Here is a 15,580-nt window from a genome sequence, read left to right on the forward strand (position 1 = left end):
CATGACGCCGGCCGGCGCCGTCATGCCGTGCCCGCCGCCGCCGAAAGGGTGGAGATGATCTCGGCGTTGAAGGCAGGTATATCGTCGGGCTTGCGGCTCGTAATGAAGTTGCCGTCGTGGACCATGGTCTCGTCGACCCACTTGCCGCCTGCATTGCGAATATCGTCCTGCAGCGAGGGCCAGCTCGTCATGGTGTGCCCCTTGACGATACCGGCCGAGACCGGCAGCCAGCCGCCATGGCAGATCACGGCAATCGTCTTATGCGCGTCGTTGGCCGCACGCACGAACGCCTGCGCCTCCGGAATCAGGCGGATGGCGTCAGAGTTCACCACGCCGCCGGGCAATACGACCGCGTCGTAGTCATCCGCCTTCGCGCTGCCGAAGGTGCGGTCGACCTTGATCTTGCTGCCCTTGTCGACGTGACGAAAACCCTGAATTTCACCGCTTTTCTGCGATATCACGTCCACGTGCGCCCCCGCTTCCTTCAATGCGCGGCGCGGCTCGGTAAGTTCGACTTCCTCGAATCCGTCCATGGCAAGGATTGCGACCTTGCAGTTGTCGAGCATGTTAGCCATTGCATTTCCTCCTTGAGTGAGACCGTCTGAGACCGTTTGCAACCAATCTCAACTGTAGCAAGGCGGATACCGCGCGGTGCGTGAAACCTCGAATCAGAGCGAACGGCGCGCAGCCGGGTTCGACTCTGCGGCGGCATGGCGCTTGCGGAACAACAGGCAGGCGTGGTGCGCCGCCGGTTCGCCACGTAGCAGTTCCATCCACAATCCTCAAGGAGAGCGAAATGAATGGATCGATCAAACAATTGCTGGCTGGGGTCATCATCGCAACGTGTTCGGCAGCGGCGCTCGCGCAGGGCGCAGGCGGGGGAGCCGGCGGGGGGGGCGGTGGCGCCGGCGGCGGTAGCAATGGCGTAGGCGCGGGCGGCGGCACGACGGGCGCGGCGGGCATCAATACGGCGCGTCCGCCGGGCAGCACCGCAGGCACCCGTTATAACAATAGCGGCTATGGCGCGCCCGGCACTACAGCGACCGGCGGCGGCCAGGGGACGGGGACTGGCGCGGCGCCTGCGCCTGCCACGGGAACCCCCCAAAGCATGCCGTATAACGACAACGGCAATGGCGGGATGAGCACGCAGCCTGGCGGCAGCCAATAAGGGCGTGGTATGTAGTCGAACTGACTAAAGAAGAAGAATCGGGGTGTAGTGCGAAGGGCGGGCGACGCAGCGTGCGTCGGCCGCCCTTTTTAGGGCTGCATCTTTTCAGGCGAGCGGTCAGTCGATCTGCTTGTTGCCGGTTTCCTCGAACATCGAAACGGCGATGAGTGAAATCAGCACGCAGCCGATCATGTACCATGCGGGCGCCATCTTGTTGCCCGTCACGTGGATGAGCCAGCCGGCCACGAGTTGAGCCGTACCGCCGAACACGGAAACCGCAATCGCGTACGCGCTCGACATATAGCTCGCGCGCAGATGTTTCGGAAAGTTTTCCGGCATCAGCGCGTAAGCGGGTGCGGAGCCCATCGTATAGCAGAGCATGAGCACGACGAGCGCGGCGAGCACGACCGGCAGCGACGGAAAGTGCGTCATGAGCCAGAACGCCGGATAGAGCAGCAGGATCAGCGCGACGCGGCCGATCACCGTGAGCGGCTTGCGGCGTCCCATGCGGTCCGACCACGCGCCGTAGATCGGGCACATCACGAGCGAGATCGTGCTGGACGCCACGCCAGCGAGGATCGACATTTTGGGTGGCAGTCCCAGGTACTGGATGCAGTAGGTCGGCATGTAGTACATCATCACGTAGGTCGAAACCGACATGCCCATGATCGCGAAGATCGTGAGAAACCAGTTGCGCACGTACAGGCCGCGCTTCGGGTCGTTGCGGTCCGCGACCACGCGCTGCGCCGGCGGCTCTTCGCGAATGTGCCGGCGCAGATAGATGCCGACCGGCGCGATGAGCGTGCCGAGCAGGAACGGAATGCGCCAGCCCCAGCTATGCATCGTTTCCGCGGAGAGCAGAAAGCCGAGGCTCGCCGCGAGGCCCGAGCCGAGCAGCGCCGCCGCGCCCTGGCTCGCGAGCTGCCAGCTCGCGCGAAAGCCGCGGCTCGCCTGGCCGCCCATTTCGAGGAGGGTGGCGGTGGCGGCGCCGAACTCGCCGCCTTGCGCGAACCCCTGCACGAGGCGCGCGACGACGATCAACAGCGGCGCGGCGAGGCCGATCTGCGCATAGGTGGGCGCGAGACCGATGGACGCGGAACCCACCGCCATCAGCAGGATGGTGAGCGTGAGCGCCGGCTTGCGGCCCGCGCGGTCCGCGTAGCGGCCGAGCACGATGCCGCCGAGCGGGCGCATCACGAAGCCCACGGCGAACACCGCGAACGCGAGCAGGAGCGACGTGACCTGGCTGTCGGCCGGAAAGAACTGATGGCCGATCGTGAGCGCGAAATAGCTATAGACGGTGAAGTCGAAGAATTCGAGCAGGTTGCCGATCACCGCCGCGAGAACGATCTTGCGCTGGTAGCCCGGCGAGAGTGTCGCTTCTTCGGCCGCTTCCAGGAGCGGTTCGGTGGCGGCGTTCATGCACGGTCCTTGCTGAGGAAGCGTTCGACGAGGCGCGTCCAGAACGCCGCGCCGATGGTCAGGTTCTCGTCGTTGAAGTCGTAGCGCGCGTTGTGCAGCATCGGGCGGCCTTCGCCATTGCCAAGGCGTACGAAACAACCGGGGCGCTGCTGCAGGTAGTACGCGAAGTCCTCGCTGCCGGCGATCGGCGGGAACGGTGCGATGATGTGCTCCGGCCCGACCAGTTCCTCGGCGACCTGACGTGCGAATTCGGTTTCGGCTTCGCTGTTGATCAGCACGGGATAGCCGCGGATGAATTCGATGTCTACCGTTGCGCCGTAGCTTTGCGCCTGCGCCTGCACGAGCGCGCGGATGCGCGCTTCGAGCGTCGCGCGCACCTCGGGCGAGAACGAGCGCACGCTCATTTCGAGCACGGCGTCTTCGGGAATCACGTTCGGCGCGTGGCCCGAACGGAACGCGCCGACGGTCACGACCGCGGCTTCGTTCGGATCGACGTTGCGCGACACCACCGATTGCAGGGCCATCACGATGCTGCTGCCCACGAGCACCGGGTCGACGGCCAGATGCGGGCGCGCGGCATGGCCGCCCTTGCCGTGAACGCGCAGCTTGACGGTGTCGCACGCGGCCATGAGCGGGCCTGCGCGAAAGCCGAAGGTGCCGGTGGGCACGCCCGGATGGTTGTGCAGCCCGAAGATGGCTTCGCAGGGGAAACGCTCGAACAGGCCGTCGGCGATCATGCGCTCGGCGCCGCTGTCCGAACCGGCTTCCTCGGCGGGCTGGAAGATCAGGTGGACGGTGCCGTCGAAATTGCGCGTTCTGGCGAGCTGGCGTGCTGCGCCGAGCAGCACGGTCGTGTGGCCGTCGTGGCCGCACGCGTGCATCTTGCCCGCGTGGACGCTGGCGTAGTCGAGGCCGGTCAGCTCCTGGATCGGCAGGGCGTCCATGTCGGCGCGCACGCCTACGGTGCGTGTTCTCGTGCCCGCCTTGAGCGCCGCCACGACCCCGTGCCCGCCCACGTGGCGCGTGACTTCGTAGCCCCAGGACTCGAGCTTGTCGGCGACGAAGCGCGACGTGTCGGCTTCCTCGTACGACAGCTCGGGGTGCTTGTGGAGGTGATGACGGATTTCGTCGAGTTCCGATCGGGCTTCGGCCAGGTCGGCGACTTCGCAGTAGTGCTGCTCGCTCACGGGGGACTCCTTTTATTGGAATAGGTTTGGACACACGCCAAAGGCCGAGTATTGCATCGACGAAAAACTCGACCCATGACGGAAATGCATCGAAAACGTTGACTTTAAGTCAACGATCGATTGTCGCGGCGCAGCAAGATGATCCTGGAAATAAAATTCTGTCCCCTGCGAATCAAGGCCGTCAGCGGCATCCGCGATGTGGAGTGCGGCACGCGGTGATCGACCACGAGCGTGTGCGCCTAGCCGGGCTCGAACCTTCCCGGCTACTTTGAGCGTTGCCGCAAAACGGGATTTGCGGGGCGCGCCCGGTTTTGTTCCGCAATGGCGGGGAAGGCGAAGCGCAGCACGGCTCGACCTCCCCGAGCGTTGACTAACGAACCTGTACGGTCGTCTTCCCGCTGATCCGTTTGGTGGAATTGAACGTGGCGACGGCTTCGTCGAGGGGCACGATGTTGCCGATATTCGTCCGCAGGCGCCCGTCCCGCACCCGCTGGACAATCTCACGCAGTTGAGAACGATCCGACTCGACAACAAAGTCGATCGGCAGACCGTTGTCGGGCCACGGGCTTCGTGCAGATTGCTTTGAGTCTCAGCGTGAACGCATTCATTGCGATGGCTGCGGGTTCGATCGCCGGGTTCCTCGCGCGCCGGCCCGGATGGCTGGCGATGCAGCGCTGGATGATGAGAACCGTGTTGACGGGTCTGGCCGTTCGGATGGCGATCGAAGGGCGCCGATAGGTCGACTGAGACAATGCTCACGATCTCAGCTTGCCACCGGGGCGAGCGTGTTGGCGTCGCGGGCCAGAAGCCAGCGGCCGTCGGCTTGTTTGCGGTATAGGGTGATCCGGTGACCGGCCAGCTGCGTTGCTTCTCCGCCGGCGCGCGGTGTCACAGATAACGAGTCCCGGCACAGGGTGTAGGCGACTTCGCCGACGATCACGACTTCTTCCAACTCGCTGATGCAACGGATTCGGGATTGCTGGTGCGCGGCCGAGAAGCCAACGGGGAATCCTTCCCGACCGAGCGGTGCCTGGCCCGGAGTGAGAAACACGACATCGTCCGCCATCAGGGGGAGCAGGCGGACAAGATCGCCGGCGTTGACTGCATCAATCCAGGTCGCGTGCACCTCGCGAATCGCGCGTTCATCAGAACCCATCTGCAACCTCCGCTGGCAAAACAGTTAGGCTCGTTCGAGCCAATCCGCTATCGCGACATCGAATCCGCTTCATTGCCCGACGAAGTTTGAATGCGTTCCCTCCATTGACCCATACCGCGTCGAACTGCACAAGGGTTGCCGGGCGCATTTGACCGGCGATCTGGCCTGCAAGTTGGTCTGGTCTGGCGCCCACATCGAAGGACCAAACGATATCTCAGGAGGTCACTGCTCGTTCATCACGGAGCGTCGCTGTAAGTATCAGCGCCACGCATGCAAGCGCCGACGCGGTGATAAAAACGTCCTTGAGCGACCCAAACCAGCCTGCGAAGTTGCCCCCCATCACGTTGCCCAATGTCGTTCCCAGACCGAGAAAGACGTTGGCAACCCCAAACACCGTGGTTGCCGAGCGAGGGTCCATGGTCTTGCTGATATACGCGGGAATCAGTCCGTAAATCGCATAGAACGAGAGACCGAAACACACGGCGGCCGCTCGCAATTGCCATGCGTCGGAATGGAAAGCGATCAGGAGACCGGAGCCGGCGAGTGCAGTGAAAGAGAATGCGAGCGCAATCCGCACCCCTGCCTTGTCGGCCGCCATGCCCGCCGCAAATCCGCTGAACAGTCCGACCACGCCAATCGTCGACCAGACCTGCCCGATCGTTTCCAGCGAATGCCCCTGTTCATCGGCCAGAAAGCTCGACAGATAGTTTTGCCACGGCCCGCAAGCCATTCCGCTCAACGCGAGCAGGATCCAGACCGTCAGGTTGGGGCGAGTCACCAGGCGCCACCGGTCGCCCGACGCGTGGCGACTTTCGGCGCGCTTTGGCGCCTTGCGGCTGAAAACCTGTGGAGCGAAGCGGCGCAGCGCAAGCAGTCCCACGAGCGCAATGACGAGCGAGACCGACGCCGCCACAATCCATATCGAGTGCCAGCTGTATTCCGGTAAAACCCGCGACACCAGAACGCCATTCGCGAACTGCCCATAGGCCGTGCCGCTCGAAACCAGACCATTGACGCGCGACCGGTACCCGAAAGGGACTGTCCCGGAGATGGCGCCGACGCTCGGGACCATCATGAAAGCCGCCGTCGCGCCCAGTCCGGCGAGAACGAGTCCGACCGACATTACGCTCTGGACTTGCGCGAACAGGAGCAAAAGCAAGGCTGCCGCAGCGACGGCGACCACAATGACCTGCCCCTCGCCGAAGCGGGTTGCGAGACGCGGACAAACCAGCGCCGCAACGAGATACGCAGTCTGGGCCCCGCCAGTTACGATGCCAATCGCCGTATAGTCGAACCCGAGACTCTGCCGCATCACTGGCACGACCAGCGCAAAAAGATAGAGCCCAAAACCGAACACGACCGCCACGAACAGCGTGAAGACGACGGCAACGCTGATCGTGCGCACGATCGACTGAGTGCTTGTGGAAGTCATTGCATCCGTCGCCATAATCGACCTATATCGATAAATGTCTATATAGATAGAGTACAATATAGATTGGTCCCGTCAAGGAAAATCTGAGCAATGTCGAAAATGGACAACCTCGATGAGAGCCCGCTGCAGGACGCGCTGCATGCACTCTCAAATCGCCACCGGCTGACGATCCTCATCTGGCTTACCGAGCCGGAAAAGCACTTTCCACCGCAGCGGGACGCGGACCTCGTGAAGGACGGGGTGTGTGTCAGTTTCATCACGGAGAAAACAGGCCTGAGTCAACCCACTGTCACCACGCATATGCAGGCGCTGGCAGCGGCAGACCTCGTGACTTCGAAGAAAATCAAAAACTGGGTGTACTACAAGCCCAATCGCGAGGCGATCGAGCGCTTGCTCGACGACCTGGATCGCGCGCTACGGCCCGCTTGACCGATTCGCTACCTTTACTCAGGGAGCCGCCGGACGCGTCGAGCGTTGGCTGGCGCCCGGCGGATCACGCGGGTCGTCGTTGAAGGTGCCCTTGAATGTCGACTCGCCTCGCTGGATTTCTGTAAGGAGAAATTTCTCGGCAGCAGTGGAATAGGGATGCACGTGCGTGGTTTACCCAACAGCACGGTGCGACCACGGAACGATCGAGTCGGGTCCGGTCGCCAACGAACAACTTCCACGAAGCCTGCAAATGAGCCGAACGATAATTCAGCCTCTCTGGGTCCGCACGACACACTGGATCAATGCCGTGGCGGTCGTGCTGATGGTGACAAGCGGCTGGCAGATATACGACGCCTCGCCTGTCTTCGCGCGACTGAAATTTCCCGCAAGCATGACCTTGGGCGGCTGGCTGGGTGGCGCCTTGCAGTGGCACTTCGCGATCATGTGGCTGCTGGTCGCGAACTATCTTGCATACCTGTTCCTGAACGTGCTTTCAAAGCGTCTGTGGCGGAAGCTTCTCCCGATTCGTTTCAGTGCCGTAGCCCGGGAGCTTGCCGCCGCGATGCGCGGCAAGCTGGGGCACGAGGATCTTGCGCGCTACAACGCTGTTCAAAAGCTGGCGTATGTGGTGACGATCGTGGACATCGCGATCGTGATCCTTTCGGGGTTGGCGGTCTGGAAATCGGTTCAGTTGCCTCTGTTGCGAACGCTGATGGGGGGATACGACAACGCGCGTGTTGTCCATTTTTTCTCGATGAGCATTCTCGTCGCGTTTTTCGTCGTGCACGTCGTCATGGTCGCATTCGTGCCGCGCTCACTGCTCCTGATGATACGCGGACGGTAAACGATGATGCGCCCACGCAAAAAACAAGCCAATGCGTTTCTCGTCTCGAACGCCGATTCGATCATCAAGGACGTGCGCAGTGAATTGAAGAGTCCCGCGCGCAGACTGCTCGGCAAACAGATACTCACACTCGGCGGCATTGCCATGCTCTCGGGCTGCGATCTCTCGAACGACAAGTCGGTGAATACCGCGCTGCGCAAGATGTCGTTCTTCAACGACCGCGTGCAGGCGCTGCTGTTCGATCCAGACAAGATGGCGCCGACGTATCCGGAGTCGATGATCACGCGGCCTTTTCCCTTCAACGCGTTCTACGACATCGACGACGTGCCGGAAGTCGACGCCGCGACTTATCGGCTGCAGGTGGGGGGACTCGCGAATGGCAAGCGCATATGGACGCTCGACGAACTTCGAGCGCTGCCACAGGAAAGCCAGATCACGCGCCATATCTGCATCGAGGGTTGGAGCGCCATTGGCCATTGGGGCGGGGTGCGTTTCTCCGACTTTCTCCGCCGTGCGGGCGCGGACACAACAGCGAAGTACGTCGCGCTCCATTGCGCCGATAACTATTGGACCAGTATTGATATGCCGACAGCCCTGCACGCGCAAACGCTGCTTACGCTGACCTACGACGGCGATGTGCTGCCGCCCAAATACGGCTTCCCGATGAAGCTGCGCATGCCGACCAAACTCGGCTACAAGAATCCGAAGCATATCGTCGCAATCACGCTGACGAACGAGTATCCCGGTGGTTATTGGGAGAACCAGGGCTATAACTGGTTCGGCGGTTCCTGAAGTGCAATTGATTCCTTCCTCAACGCATATCCGCTATATGGAGCATTCGTGACCATTCGACTGAAAGCTGGAGCGGCCATTGCCGCAATGGCGATAGCCGGCAGCGTGCTGGCGCAGACTGCTGACACCAGGCCGGTACGTATTCGCGGCAGTATCGTTTCTCTCGACGGCGATGTGCTCAAGGTCCATCGACGCAGTGGCGACACGGTCTCAATCGCCCTCGAGACAAACGTTCCAGTGTCGTCCGTCAAAGCGATGCAACTGTCCGACATCAAGCCGGGTACGTTCGTCGGCACGGCCGCGACGACGGGCACTGATGGCAAGCTGACGGCGACCGAAGTCGTCGTCTTTCCCGAAGCCGCACGCGGCACGGGGGAGGGGCACTACGCGTGGGACCTCGGTCCGAACAGCACGATGACCAATGCGAATGTTGATACCGTCGTGCAGGGCACGGAAGGTCGCAATCTCAAGCTGTCGTACAAGGGCGGCAGCAATGAAATTACGGTGCCTCCGAATGTCCCGATCGTCACCTTCATGCCGGCTGCGCGCTCCGATCTGGCGCCAGGCAAGCAAGTCTTCGTGGTTGCGAAACCGGCGTCACAGGGTACCTATGCCGCGCAGCGCCTGGTGGTCGAAAAGAACGGGGTCGTTCCGCCAATGTAAGAGAAAGCGTGCGGATTTCCCGGAAGTTCTCCGGCAATCACGATCCACGCGCCGGACCGGGGTGCGGACCCCATTCCGGTCCGGCGCAACGCCATCTGACACGAGGGGTCAGCATTCAAAGGTGGGTCGCTGCCGGGAGCAGTGTCACAAGGTAACGCTGCGGATCACGCGGAGAGCCCGGCGACGTGCTGCGCATTACCGCCTGCCGCGCTCAGTAACCACCGCCTGAGGAATTGGTCGAGGTGCTTGACGCGCCATTGCCGCCTTGATTCATATCGCCGCTCGCGGCTACGGATCCAGAAACCGCGGCCAATCCGAGGCAAACGAGACATGCAAGAACCATCCGAAGCCGCTTCATGATGATTTCCTCCGGGGGAAGTTCGCTGGTAGTCGCGCTGAGGGGTAACCAGCGAGGCATTGACCGCGCAATGGCTGACGACGCCGAACGTCGCATGCGGCGCGGACGCGTCACGCGGCTCATCGCGAACGCAGGCACCTACATAGCTATAAACGCGGCGCACCGACGCCTTATTCCTCGTGCGCAACAATGATGCCCGTTTGGTCGAAGCGCCGCGCCAACGCGGATATATTGCCGCCGTCGGCGCATGGCTCTTTTTTGCCGCCTTTCGAGCTTTTTCTGACTCACAGGGTGATCTACGGCGCCACGACAAGTGCCGTATGCATCCCCGCTGCATAGTGTCCCGGCTTGTTGCAGATCAGCGCGTAGTGGCCGGGCGCGAGCTTGAACGACACGCGCTTGCTCTTGCCCGGTGAGATGGCATGAACGTTTTCTGCAGCACGATACGTGCAGTAAACGTGCGTGGCGGGAGGCCTATTCCAGCAGCCCGTCGTCACATCGCGTTCTTTGCCGTACACGTCGCCGCGGTCGCGATGCCCTGCAAGGCCTGGGTCATGACGGGACTCCGCGGGTGAAACGGCAGCGAGACGGTTCAAGGATCCGCGCGTTCCTGCACAAATTCGGCGTGGATCCTCAAGTGCACCTCGTCCCCGACAGCGCGCGACCACTTCGACAGTCCGAACGCCGCCCGGCTGAAGTGGCCGTCGGCGAAAAAAAACAGCGTTCGGCGGGCGCCCGGTGGATCGCGCGGGTCTTCGTCGAACGCCACGGCGAGCGTGACCGGACACGTCGTCGTGCGGATCGTCAGATCGCCGGTCAAAAGGCCGGTCAATGTACCGGTTCGGACAAAGCGGGTGCTCACGAAGCGAATGGCCGGAAAATGCGCTACGTCCAGCATGTCGCCGCCTGCGACGAATCCGGCGACAAACGGGGTATTCGATTCGAGGCTTGTCGCGTCGATCGTCACCATGACGCGGCCCACGGCAAAGCCCTGGAATCCTTCAAGCTGGGCACCGATGCGGCTGAAGCGCATCGTCAGGTTCGCGTGCCAGACGTTCGCGACATCGAACGTGACACCCGAGCGGCCTGGATCGAGTCGATACTGTGCCAGCGGCGCGGACGTGTCGATCGAATCGGCACGGACCCCGGCGACTGCGCAGGCAGCGCAGACGCCGAACATCACGATCGCGCCAACGCGCGCTTTGAGACGATGCATGGCCGCGCCTCGTCGACGGATGGGGCTGCGATAGGGCACGCTTCTACCTCCACGGTTCGGGATGCCCGCCAGGCTCGCTGCAGACGTCGACAGCGATCTTGCGCAATTGACCCTCCACCATCCGCCCGGAAAGCGCGTAGCCCATGTGGTCGCGTCACACTCAAAGAGTTGGTTCTTTCGGAAATGCACTGTCATGCCTGGGCGCCGCTCATCTGATACAGGAAAGTTATCTTTTTCTGCGAGCGTGTCGTCGTTATGATGCGTGCCATCGCACGTGCTCCGGATCGCGAAGCACGGACGTCACGCCAGCAGGTTATATTTTTTGATCGAACTCAGGCGTGGTCAAATTCAACCTCATGACAACATTCTTGAATCGCGAGATCAAGGACAGCGCGCGCGGTAGGAGCAATGCAATGCGGGGAAAGGCGGATTGGGAAGATGCGGCGCGAGACGCGATCGACGATATCGGCGAGCGGCCGCTGCGCTATCTGGCCGAAATTGCGGCTGCGGGCGGCGTGCGCATGGCCGCGGAGGCTTTGGGTATCAACGCCTCGGTCATCAGCCGGCAGGTGGCGGCGCTGGAGCGGCGGCTGCGCTTTCCGTTGATCGAGCGGCGCGGGCGCAGCGTGGCCGTGACCGAGATCGGTCAGGTGCTCGTGGACCATTATCGCGACGGGCAGCGGCGCCAGCGCGATCTGGCCGCGCGTCTGGAGGAGTATCGGCACCTGCGGCGCGGCCGCGTGGCGCTGGGTGTGGGCGAGGGCTTCATCGGCAATCTGATCGCGCGGGCGCTGCAGCGCTTTTCGATGACGTACCCGGACATTCTCGTGGAGATCCGCTCGGGACCGACGCCGGTCGTGCTGTCGCTCGTGCGCGACGACGTCGTCGACATCGGCCTGTGCACGCGTACCTCCGACGACCCTGCCATGCGCATTCATCCCTTCGCGTCGCGGCCGCTCTGTGCGCTCGTCGCGCCCTCGCACCGCTTTGCGAAACTGCAGAAGGTGGCGCCCGCCGAACTCGCCAGCGAGCGCCTGATCTTCATGACCGAGTCGTTCGGTGTGCAGCACTTCGTGCAGTCGCTGTTCGAAGACGCGCGTCTGAACGTGATGCCGGCGTATCGCGTGGACCTGTTCAACACGGCGCAGACGCTCGCAGCCGCCGGGCTGGGCGTGGCGTTCATGTCGTCGATTACGGCGCGCCGCGGCATCGATCTGGGCGAGCTGGTGGCCGTGCCGATCGATCATCCGATCGCGGCGGGCTTTTCGAGCCAGATGGTCACGCGCGTGGGCCGCAGGCTCTCGCCCGCCGCCGATCACCTGAGGAAGCAGTTGGCGCAGAGTTTTCTGGAGTCGGCGGCGAAGTAGTCGAAAGACGTTGCGCGCGCAACGAATCAGTTGCCGGCGTCCTGCACCGAAGGCGTGTCCCCGATCCGCAACACCGCATCGCGTTTGGCGAGCAAATGCTGCCGCAGTATCGCGGCCAGCCGCTTGCCGTCGCGCGCGTCGAGCGCCTCCAGCATCTCGCCGTGCTCCTGAATCGCGCGGTCCCACTTCGGGGTCTCGAAGTTCGAGCGAAACCGCAGCGCCTGCAAACGGCGATTCACCGCGATATACGTTTGCCGCAGCGCCGAATTGCGCGCCGCTTCGTTGATCTTGTCGTGAATCGCCTGATTGCGGCTGTAATAGCCGGCCAGATCGTTCTGCGCGCGGCAGGCGAGCATGGCGTAGTGCAACGCCTTGATCTCGGCGATCTCAGCCGAGGTGATCCGCTCGCAGGCCAGTTCGCCTGAAAACGCTTCGAGCCCGCTCATGAGTTCGAAGGTCTCGCGCAACTCCGCCTCCGACATTTTCGAGACCGAGGCGCCGCGATTCGGCGAAATCTCGATCAGCCCTTCGGACGCGAGCACCTTCAGCGCCTCGCGCAGCGGCGTGCGCGAAATGCCCAGGGTTTCGCATAGCTCGCGCTCGTTGAGCTTGCGCCCGGCCTCGAGCACGCCTTCCACGATGAACCGTCGCAGATGGTCGACGACGGTGTCATGGAGTTGCTGGCGCGGAATGGGCGGCAGTTCCGGGCTGATCGCAGAGGAGTTCAGGTTCGGGTTTTGCATGCAAAAGGCATTTCCATCGATTTCCAGCGAATTCTAGCCCAAGGACGGGACCCCAAAGAAGCAACGCGTGATTGGGGTAAACCACGTCAGAATTGTCTGTCTATACGTGAGCTGACTGGATTATAGTTTTTTGAATGCAAAATTCAAAACAGGAGCGATTGTATGTTGAAGCTCGATTTCCATCCCGCTGGTCGCCATTTCCTGCAGATTCCGGGGCCGAGCCCGGTGCCCGATCGCATCCTGCACGCGATGAGCTATCCGACCATCGACCATCGCGGCCCCGAGTTCGGCGTGCTCGGACTCAAGGTGCTCGATGGCATCAAGAAGATCTTCAAGACGCAGCAGCCGGTGGTGATCTATCCGGCCTCCGGCACCGGCGCGTGGGAAGCCGCGCTCGCCAATACGTTGAGCCCCGGCGACACGGTGCTGATGTATGAAACGGGCCATTTCGCGGCGTTATGGAAGCAGATGGCCGAACGCCTCGGCCTGAAGCCGGAATTTCTCGGCCTGCCGGGCATCGAGGGCTGGCGGCGCGGCGTGCAGGCCGACATGATCGAAAAACGGCTGCGCGAGGACGCGCAGCACGCCATCAAGGCGGTGTGCGTGGTGCACAACGAGACCTCGACTGGCGTGACCTCGGACATCGCCGCGGTGCGCCGCGCGATCGACGCCGCGGGCCACCCGGCACTGCTGCTCGTCGACACGATTTCGGGTCTCGCGAGCGCGGACTATCGCCATGACGAATGGGGCGTGGACGTGACCGTCTCCGGCTCGCAGAAGGGTCTCATGCTGCCGCCGGGTATCAGTTTCAACGCCGTTTCGGCGAAGGCGCTGGCCGCGAGCGAGCATGCGAAGCTGCCGCGCAGCTTCTGGGGCTGGGCCGAGATCATCGAGATGAACAAGAGCGGGTACTGGCCGTATACGCCCAACACGAACCTGCTCTACGGCCTTTGCGAAGCGCTCGACATGCTGCAGGACGAAGGGCTCGACAACGTGTTCGCGCGCCATCAGCGGCTGGGCGAGGCGTGCCGGCGCGCCGTGCGCGCGTGGGGCCTCGAGATCCAGTGCGTCGATCCCGCCGTCTACAGTCCCGTGCTCACGGGCGTGATGATGCCCGAAGGTGTCGATGCGGACGCCGTGCGCAAGCTCATCTACGAGCGCTTCGATCTTTCGCTCGGCACGGGCCTCGGCAAGGTCAAGGGGCGCATGTTCCGTATCGGGCATCTGGGCGACTGCAACGATCTCACGCTGCTGGCGGCCCTGGCCGGCTGCGAGATGGGCCTGCGCATTGCGGGCGTGCCCTTGAAGGACAGCGGCTTGCCCGCCGCAATGGAATATCTCGCGGCGCAACCCAACGTGGTGTCGCTGAAAGCCGCCTGACGAGGCGCGTTTGCCCATGCCGCGCACGGGGCGCGGCATGCCAGGCCGATTCCGGGTGATGCAGGGTCGTTCCCATGCCGGACGCCACTTCGAGAAGGGCGATGCGGCCGATAGAACCAGCAACGGAGACTGACGATGAAACGGTTTCGATTGACGAGCGCGAGCAGCATCGTGCTGATCATGCTCTGCATCATGTACTTCATCACCTACCTCGACCGGGTGAACGTGAGCACGGCGGCGGCGGGCTTCGGCAAGGAGTTCCAGCTCTCGCATACCGAAGTGGGGCTGGTCTTTTCGGCGTTTGCGTATCCGTATCTGCTGTTTCAGATCATTGGCGGCTGGGTGAGCGACCGCTTCGGCGCGCGCCGCACGCTGCTGTTCTGCGGCGCGCTGTGGGGCGTGGCCACGATTCTCACGGGCATGGCGGGCGGCCTCGCCACGCTGCTCGCCGCGCGCCTGTTGCTCGGCTTCGGCGAGGGCGCGACGTTTCCCGCCTCGACCTCGGCCATGTCGCGCTGGGTCGCGAAAGAGCGGCGCGGCTTCGCGCAGGGCATCACGCACTCCGCGTCGCGCATCGGCAATGCGGTGGCGCCCGCGGTGGTCGTGCTGGTGATGGCGCGCTACGGCTGGCGCGAATCGTTCTACGTGTGCGGCGCGCTCAGCCTGCTGTGGGTGGTGGTGTGGGCGTTCACGTTCACCGAACATCCGAAGGATCACCCGCGCATCACCGAGGCCGAACTCGCGATCCTGCCGCCGCCCAAGCCGCGCGTGACCGGCCTGCCGTGGATGGCGCTCTTCAAGCGCATGATTCCGGTGACGATCGTCTACTTCTGCTACGGCTGGACGCTGTGGCTGTTCCTTAGCTGGATTCCGCAATACTTCCTGCACAACTATCACCTGCAGCTGGGCAAGTCGGCGATCTTCGCCTCGGTGGTGTTCCTCGCGGGCGTGGTGGGCGACACGCTCGGCGGCCTCGTGACCGACTGGCTCTTTCAGCGCACGGGCAACCTCAAGCGCGCGCGCAGCTGGATGGTCTCCGTCTGCATGCTGATCACGCTGATCGTGCTCGTGCCGCTGATGTTCGTGCACGATCCCGTCATCTCCATGGCGTGCCTCGCGGCGGGTTTCTTCTTCGCCGAAATGACGATCGGGCCGATGTGGGCGATTCCCATGGACATCGCCCCGGAGTTCTCGGGCACGGCGAGCGGCATGATGAACACGGGTTCGGCGCTGGCCGCGATCATCTCGCCCGTGGTGGGCGGCTTTTTGATCGACCGCTTCGGCAACTGGGACCTGCCGTTCGTGGGCAGCATGGTGCTGATGGGGTGCGGCGTGATTCTCGCGTTCCGCATGCAGCCGGAGAGCCGCTTCGAGCTGGGCAAGAAGGCTGAGGAACCCGCGGGTTCCCGTCAAGGAGTGTGAA

15 protein-coding genes and 3 pseudogenes are annotated in these 15,580 nt (G+C 63.0%); 9 read left to right on the plus strand and 9 right to left on the minus strand.

All coding sequences use genetic code 11. The features are described from left to right. Window positions 1-20 precede the first annotated feature (20 nt). Window positions 21-575, minus strand: a complete 555-nt coding sequence (locus AB4Y40_RS28450) for a type 1 glutamine amidotransferase domain-containing protein (protein WP_342948876.1) — start codon at window positions 573-575, stop codon at window positions 21-23. A gap of 221 nt (window positions 576-796) precedes the next feature. On the opposite strand from AB4Y40_RS28450, the gene AB4Y40_RS28455 reads away from it, so the two are divergent. After that, entirely contained in the window at window positions 797-1,168 is a 372-nt protein-coding gene (locus AB4Y40_RS28455; RefSeq protein WP_368690682.1) for a hypothetical protein, read from the plus strand. Window positions 1,169-1,285: 117 nt separating this feature from the next. Here the strand turns inward: AB4Y40_RS28455 and AB4Y40_RS28460 are convergent, their stop codons facing one another. Next, window positions 1,286-2,590: an MFS transporter gene (locus AB4Y40_RS28460; RefSeq protein WP_368690683.1), complete on the minus strand. Its 1,305-nt coding sequence runs from the start codon at window positions 2,588-2,590 to the stop codon at window positions 1,286-1,288. Beyond that, a complete protein-coding gene (locus AB4Y40_RS28465; RefSeq protein ID WP_368690684.1) occupies window positions 2,587-3,777 on the minus strand; it encodes a M20 aminoacylase family protein in 1,191 nt (396 codons plus the stop codon). Before AB4Y40_RS28465 ends, AB4Y40_RS28460 begins: the two co-directional genes overlap by 4 nt. Before the next feature lie 558 nt (window positions 3,778-4,335). Here AB4Y40_RS28465 and AB4Y40_RS28470 point away from each other — a divergent pair. Beyond that, window positions 4,336-4,515, plus strand: a pseudogene (locus AB4Y40_RS28470) (LysE family translocator); the annotation flags it as partial. 25 nt (window positions 4,516-4,540) lie between these two features. Here the strand turns inward: AB4Y40_RS28470 and AB4Y40_RS28475 are convergent. Beyond that, window positions 4,541-4,933: an SgcJ/EcaC family oxidoreductase gene (locus tag AB4Y40_RS28475; RefSeq protein WP_368690685.1), complete on the minus strand. Its 393-nt coding sequence runs from the start codon at window positions 4,931-4,933 to the stop codon at window positions 4,541-4,543. A 214-nt stretch (window positions 4,934-5,147) separates the two neighbouring features. Continuing rightward, complete coding sequence (locus tag AB4Y40_RS28480; RefSeq protein WP_368690686.1) at window positions 5,148-6,365, minus strand: MFS transporter; 1,218 nt, start codon at window positions 6,363-6,365, stop codon at window positions 5,148-5,150. Window positions 6,366-6,455: 90 nt separating this feature from the next. Here AB4Y40_RS28480 and AB4Y40_RS28485 point away from each other — a divergent pair, with 90 nt between their 5' ends. The 4 genes from AB4Y40_RS28485 (at window position 6,456) to AB4Y40_RS28500 (ending at window position 9,093) form a co-directional block, all read left to right on the plus strand. Continuing rightward, entirely contained in the window at window positions 6,456-6,794 is a 339-nt protein-coding gene (locus AB4Y40_RS28485) for an ArsR/SmtB family transcription factor (protein WP_368690687.1), read from the plus strand. A 250-nt stretch (window positions 6,795-7,044) separates the two neighbouring features. Then, window positions 7,045-7,638, plus strand: a complete 594-nt coding sequence (locus AB4Y40_RS28490) for a cytochrome b/b6 domain-containing protein (protein ID WP_368690818.1) — start codon at window positions 7,045-7,047, stop codon at window positions 7,636-7,638. Between the two features lie 3 nt (window positions 7,639-7,641). Beyond that, the gene (locus tag AB4Y40_RS28495) at window positions 7,642-8,430 is read left to right on the plus strand and encodes a molybdopterin-dependent oxidoreductase (protein ID WP_368690688.1); all 789 of its coding nucleotides are present in this window, start codon (window positions 7,642-7,644) and stop codon (window positions 8,428-8,430) included. A gap of 48 nt (window positions 8,431-8,478) precedes the next feature. Further along, window positions 8,479-9,093: a hypothetical protein gene (locus AB4Y40_RS28500; protein ID WP_368690689.1), complete on the plus strand. Its 615-nt coding sequence runs from the start codon at window positions 8,479-8,481 to the stop codon at window positions 9,091-9,093. A 654-nt stretch (window positions 9,094-9,747) separates the two neighbouring features. On the opposite strand, the pseudogene AB4Y40_RS28505 reads toward AB4Y40_RS28500, so the two are convergent. The 3 genes and pseudogenes from AB4Y40_RS28505 to AB4Y40_RS28515 form a co-directional block, all read right to left on the minus strand. Next, a pseudogene (locus AB4Y40_RS28505) lies at window positions 9,748-9,870 on the minus strand (plastocyanin/azurin family copper-binding protein); the annotation flags it as partial. 173 nt (window positions 9,871-10,043) lie between these two features. After that, a complete protein-coding gene (locus tag AB4Y40_RS28510) occupies window positions 10,044-10,706 on the minus strand; it encodes a YceI family protein (protein ID WP_368690690.1) in 663 nt (220 codons plus the stop codon). Window positions 10,707-10,710: 4 nt separating this feature from the next. Further along, window positions 10,711-10,818: pseudogene (locus AB4Y40_RS28515) on the minus strand (anti-sigma factor); the annotation flags it as partial. 262 nt (window positions 10,819-11,080) lie between these two features. Here AB4Y40_RS28515 and AB4Y40_RS28520 point away from each other — a divergent pair. After that, a complete protein-coding gene (locus AB4Y40_RS28520) occupies window positions 11,081-12,034 on the plus strand; it encodes a LysR family transcriptional regulator (protein WP_368690691.1) in 954 nt (317 codons plus the stop codon). 26 nt (window positions 12,035-12,060) lie between these two features. Here the strand turns inward: AB4Y40_RS28520 and AB4Y40_RS28525 are convergent, their stop codons facing one another. After that, window positions 12,061-12,777 (minus strand): GntR family transcriptional regulator, encoded by a 717-nt coding sequence (locus tag AB4Y40_RS28525; protein ID WP_368690692.1) that lies wholly within the window; start codon window positions 12,775-12,777, stop codon window positions 12,061-12,063. Window positions 12,778-12,939: 162 nt separating this feature from the next. Here AB4Y40_RS28525 and AB4Y40_RS28530 point away from each other — a divergent pair, with 162 nt between their 5' ends. Beyond that, window positions 12,940-14,157, plus strand: coding sequence for an alanine--glyoxylate aminotransferase family protein (locus tag AB4Y40_RS28530; RefSeq protein WP_368690693.1), 1,218 nt, complete (start codon window positions 12,940-12,942; stop codon window positions 14,155-14,157). Window positions 14,158-14,292: 135 nt separating this feature from the next. After that, window positions 14,293-15,579, plus strand: coding sequence for an MFS transporter (locus AB4Y40_RS28535; protein ID WP_368690694.1), 1,287 nt, complete (start codon window positions 14,293-14,295; stop codon window positions 15,577-15,579). Window position 15,580: the final 1 nt, after the last annotated feature.

This window comes from Paraburkholderia sp. EG287B (assembly GCF_040965595.1).
GTDB lineage: Bacteria > Pseudomonadota > Gammaproteobacteria > Burkholderiales > Burkholderiaceae > Paraburkholderia.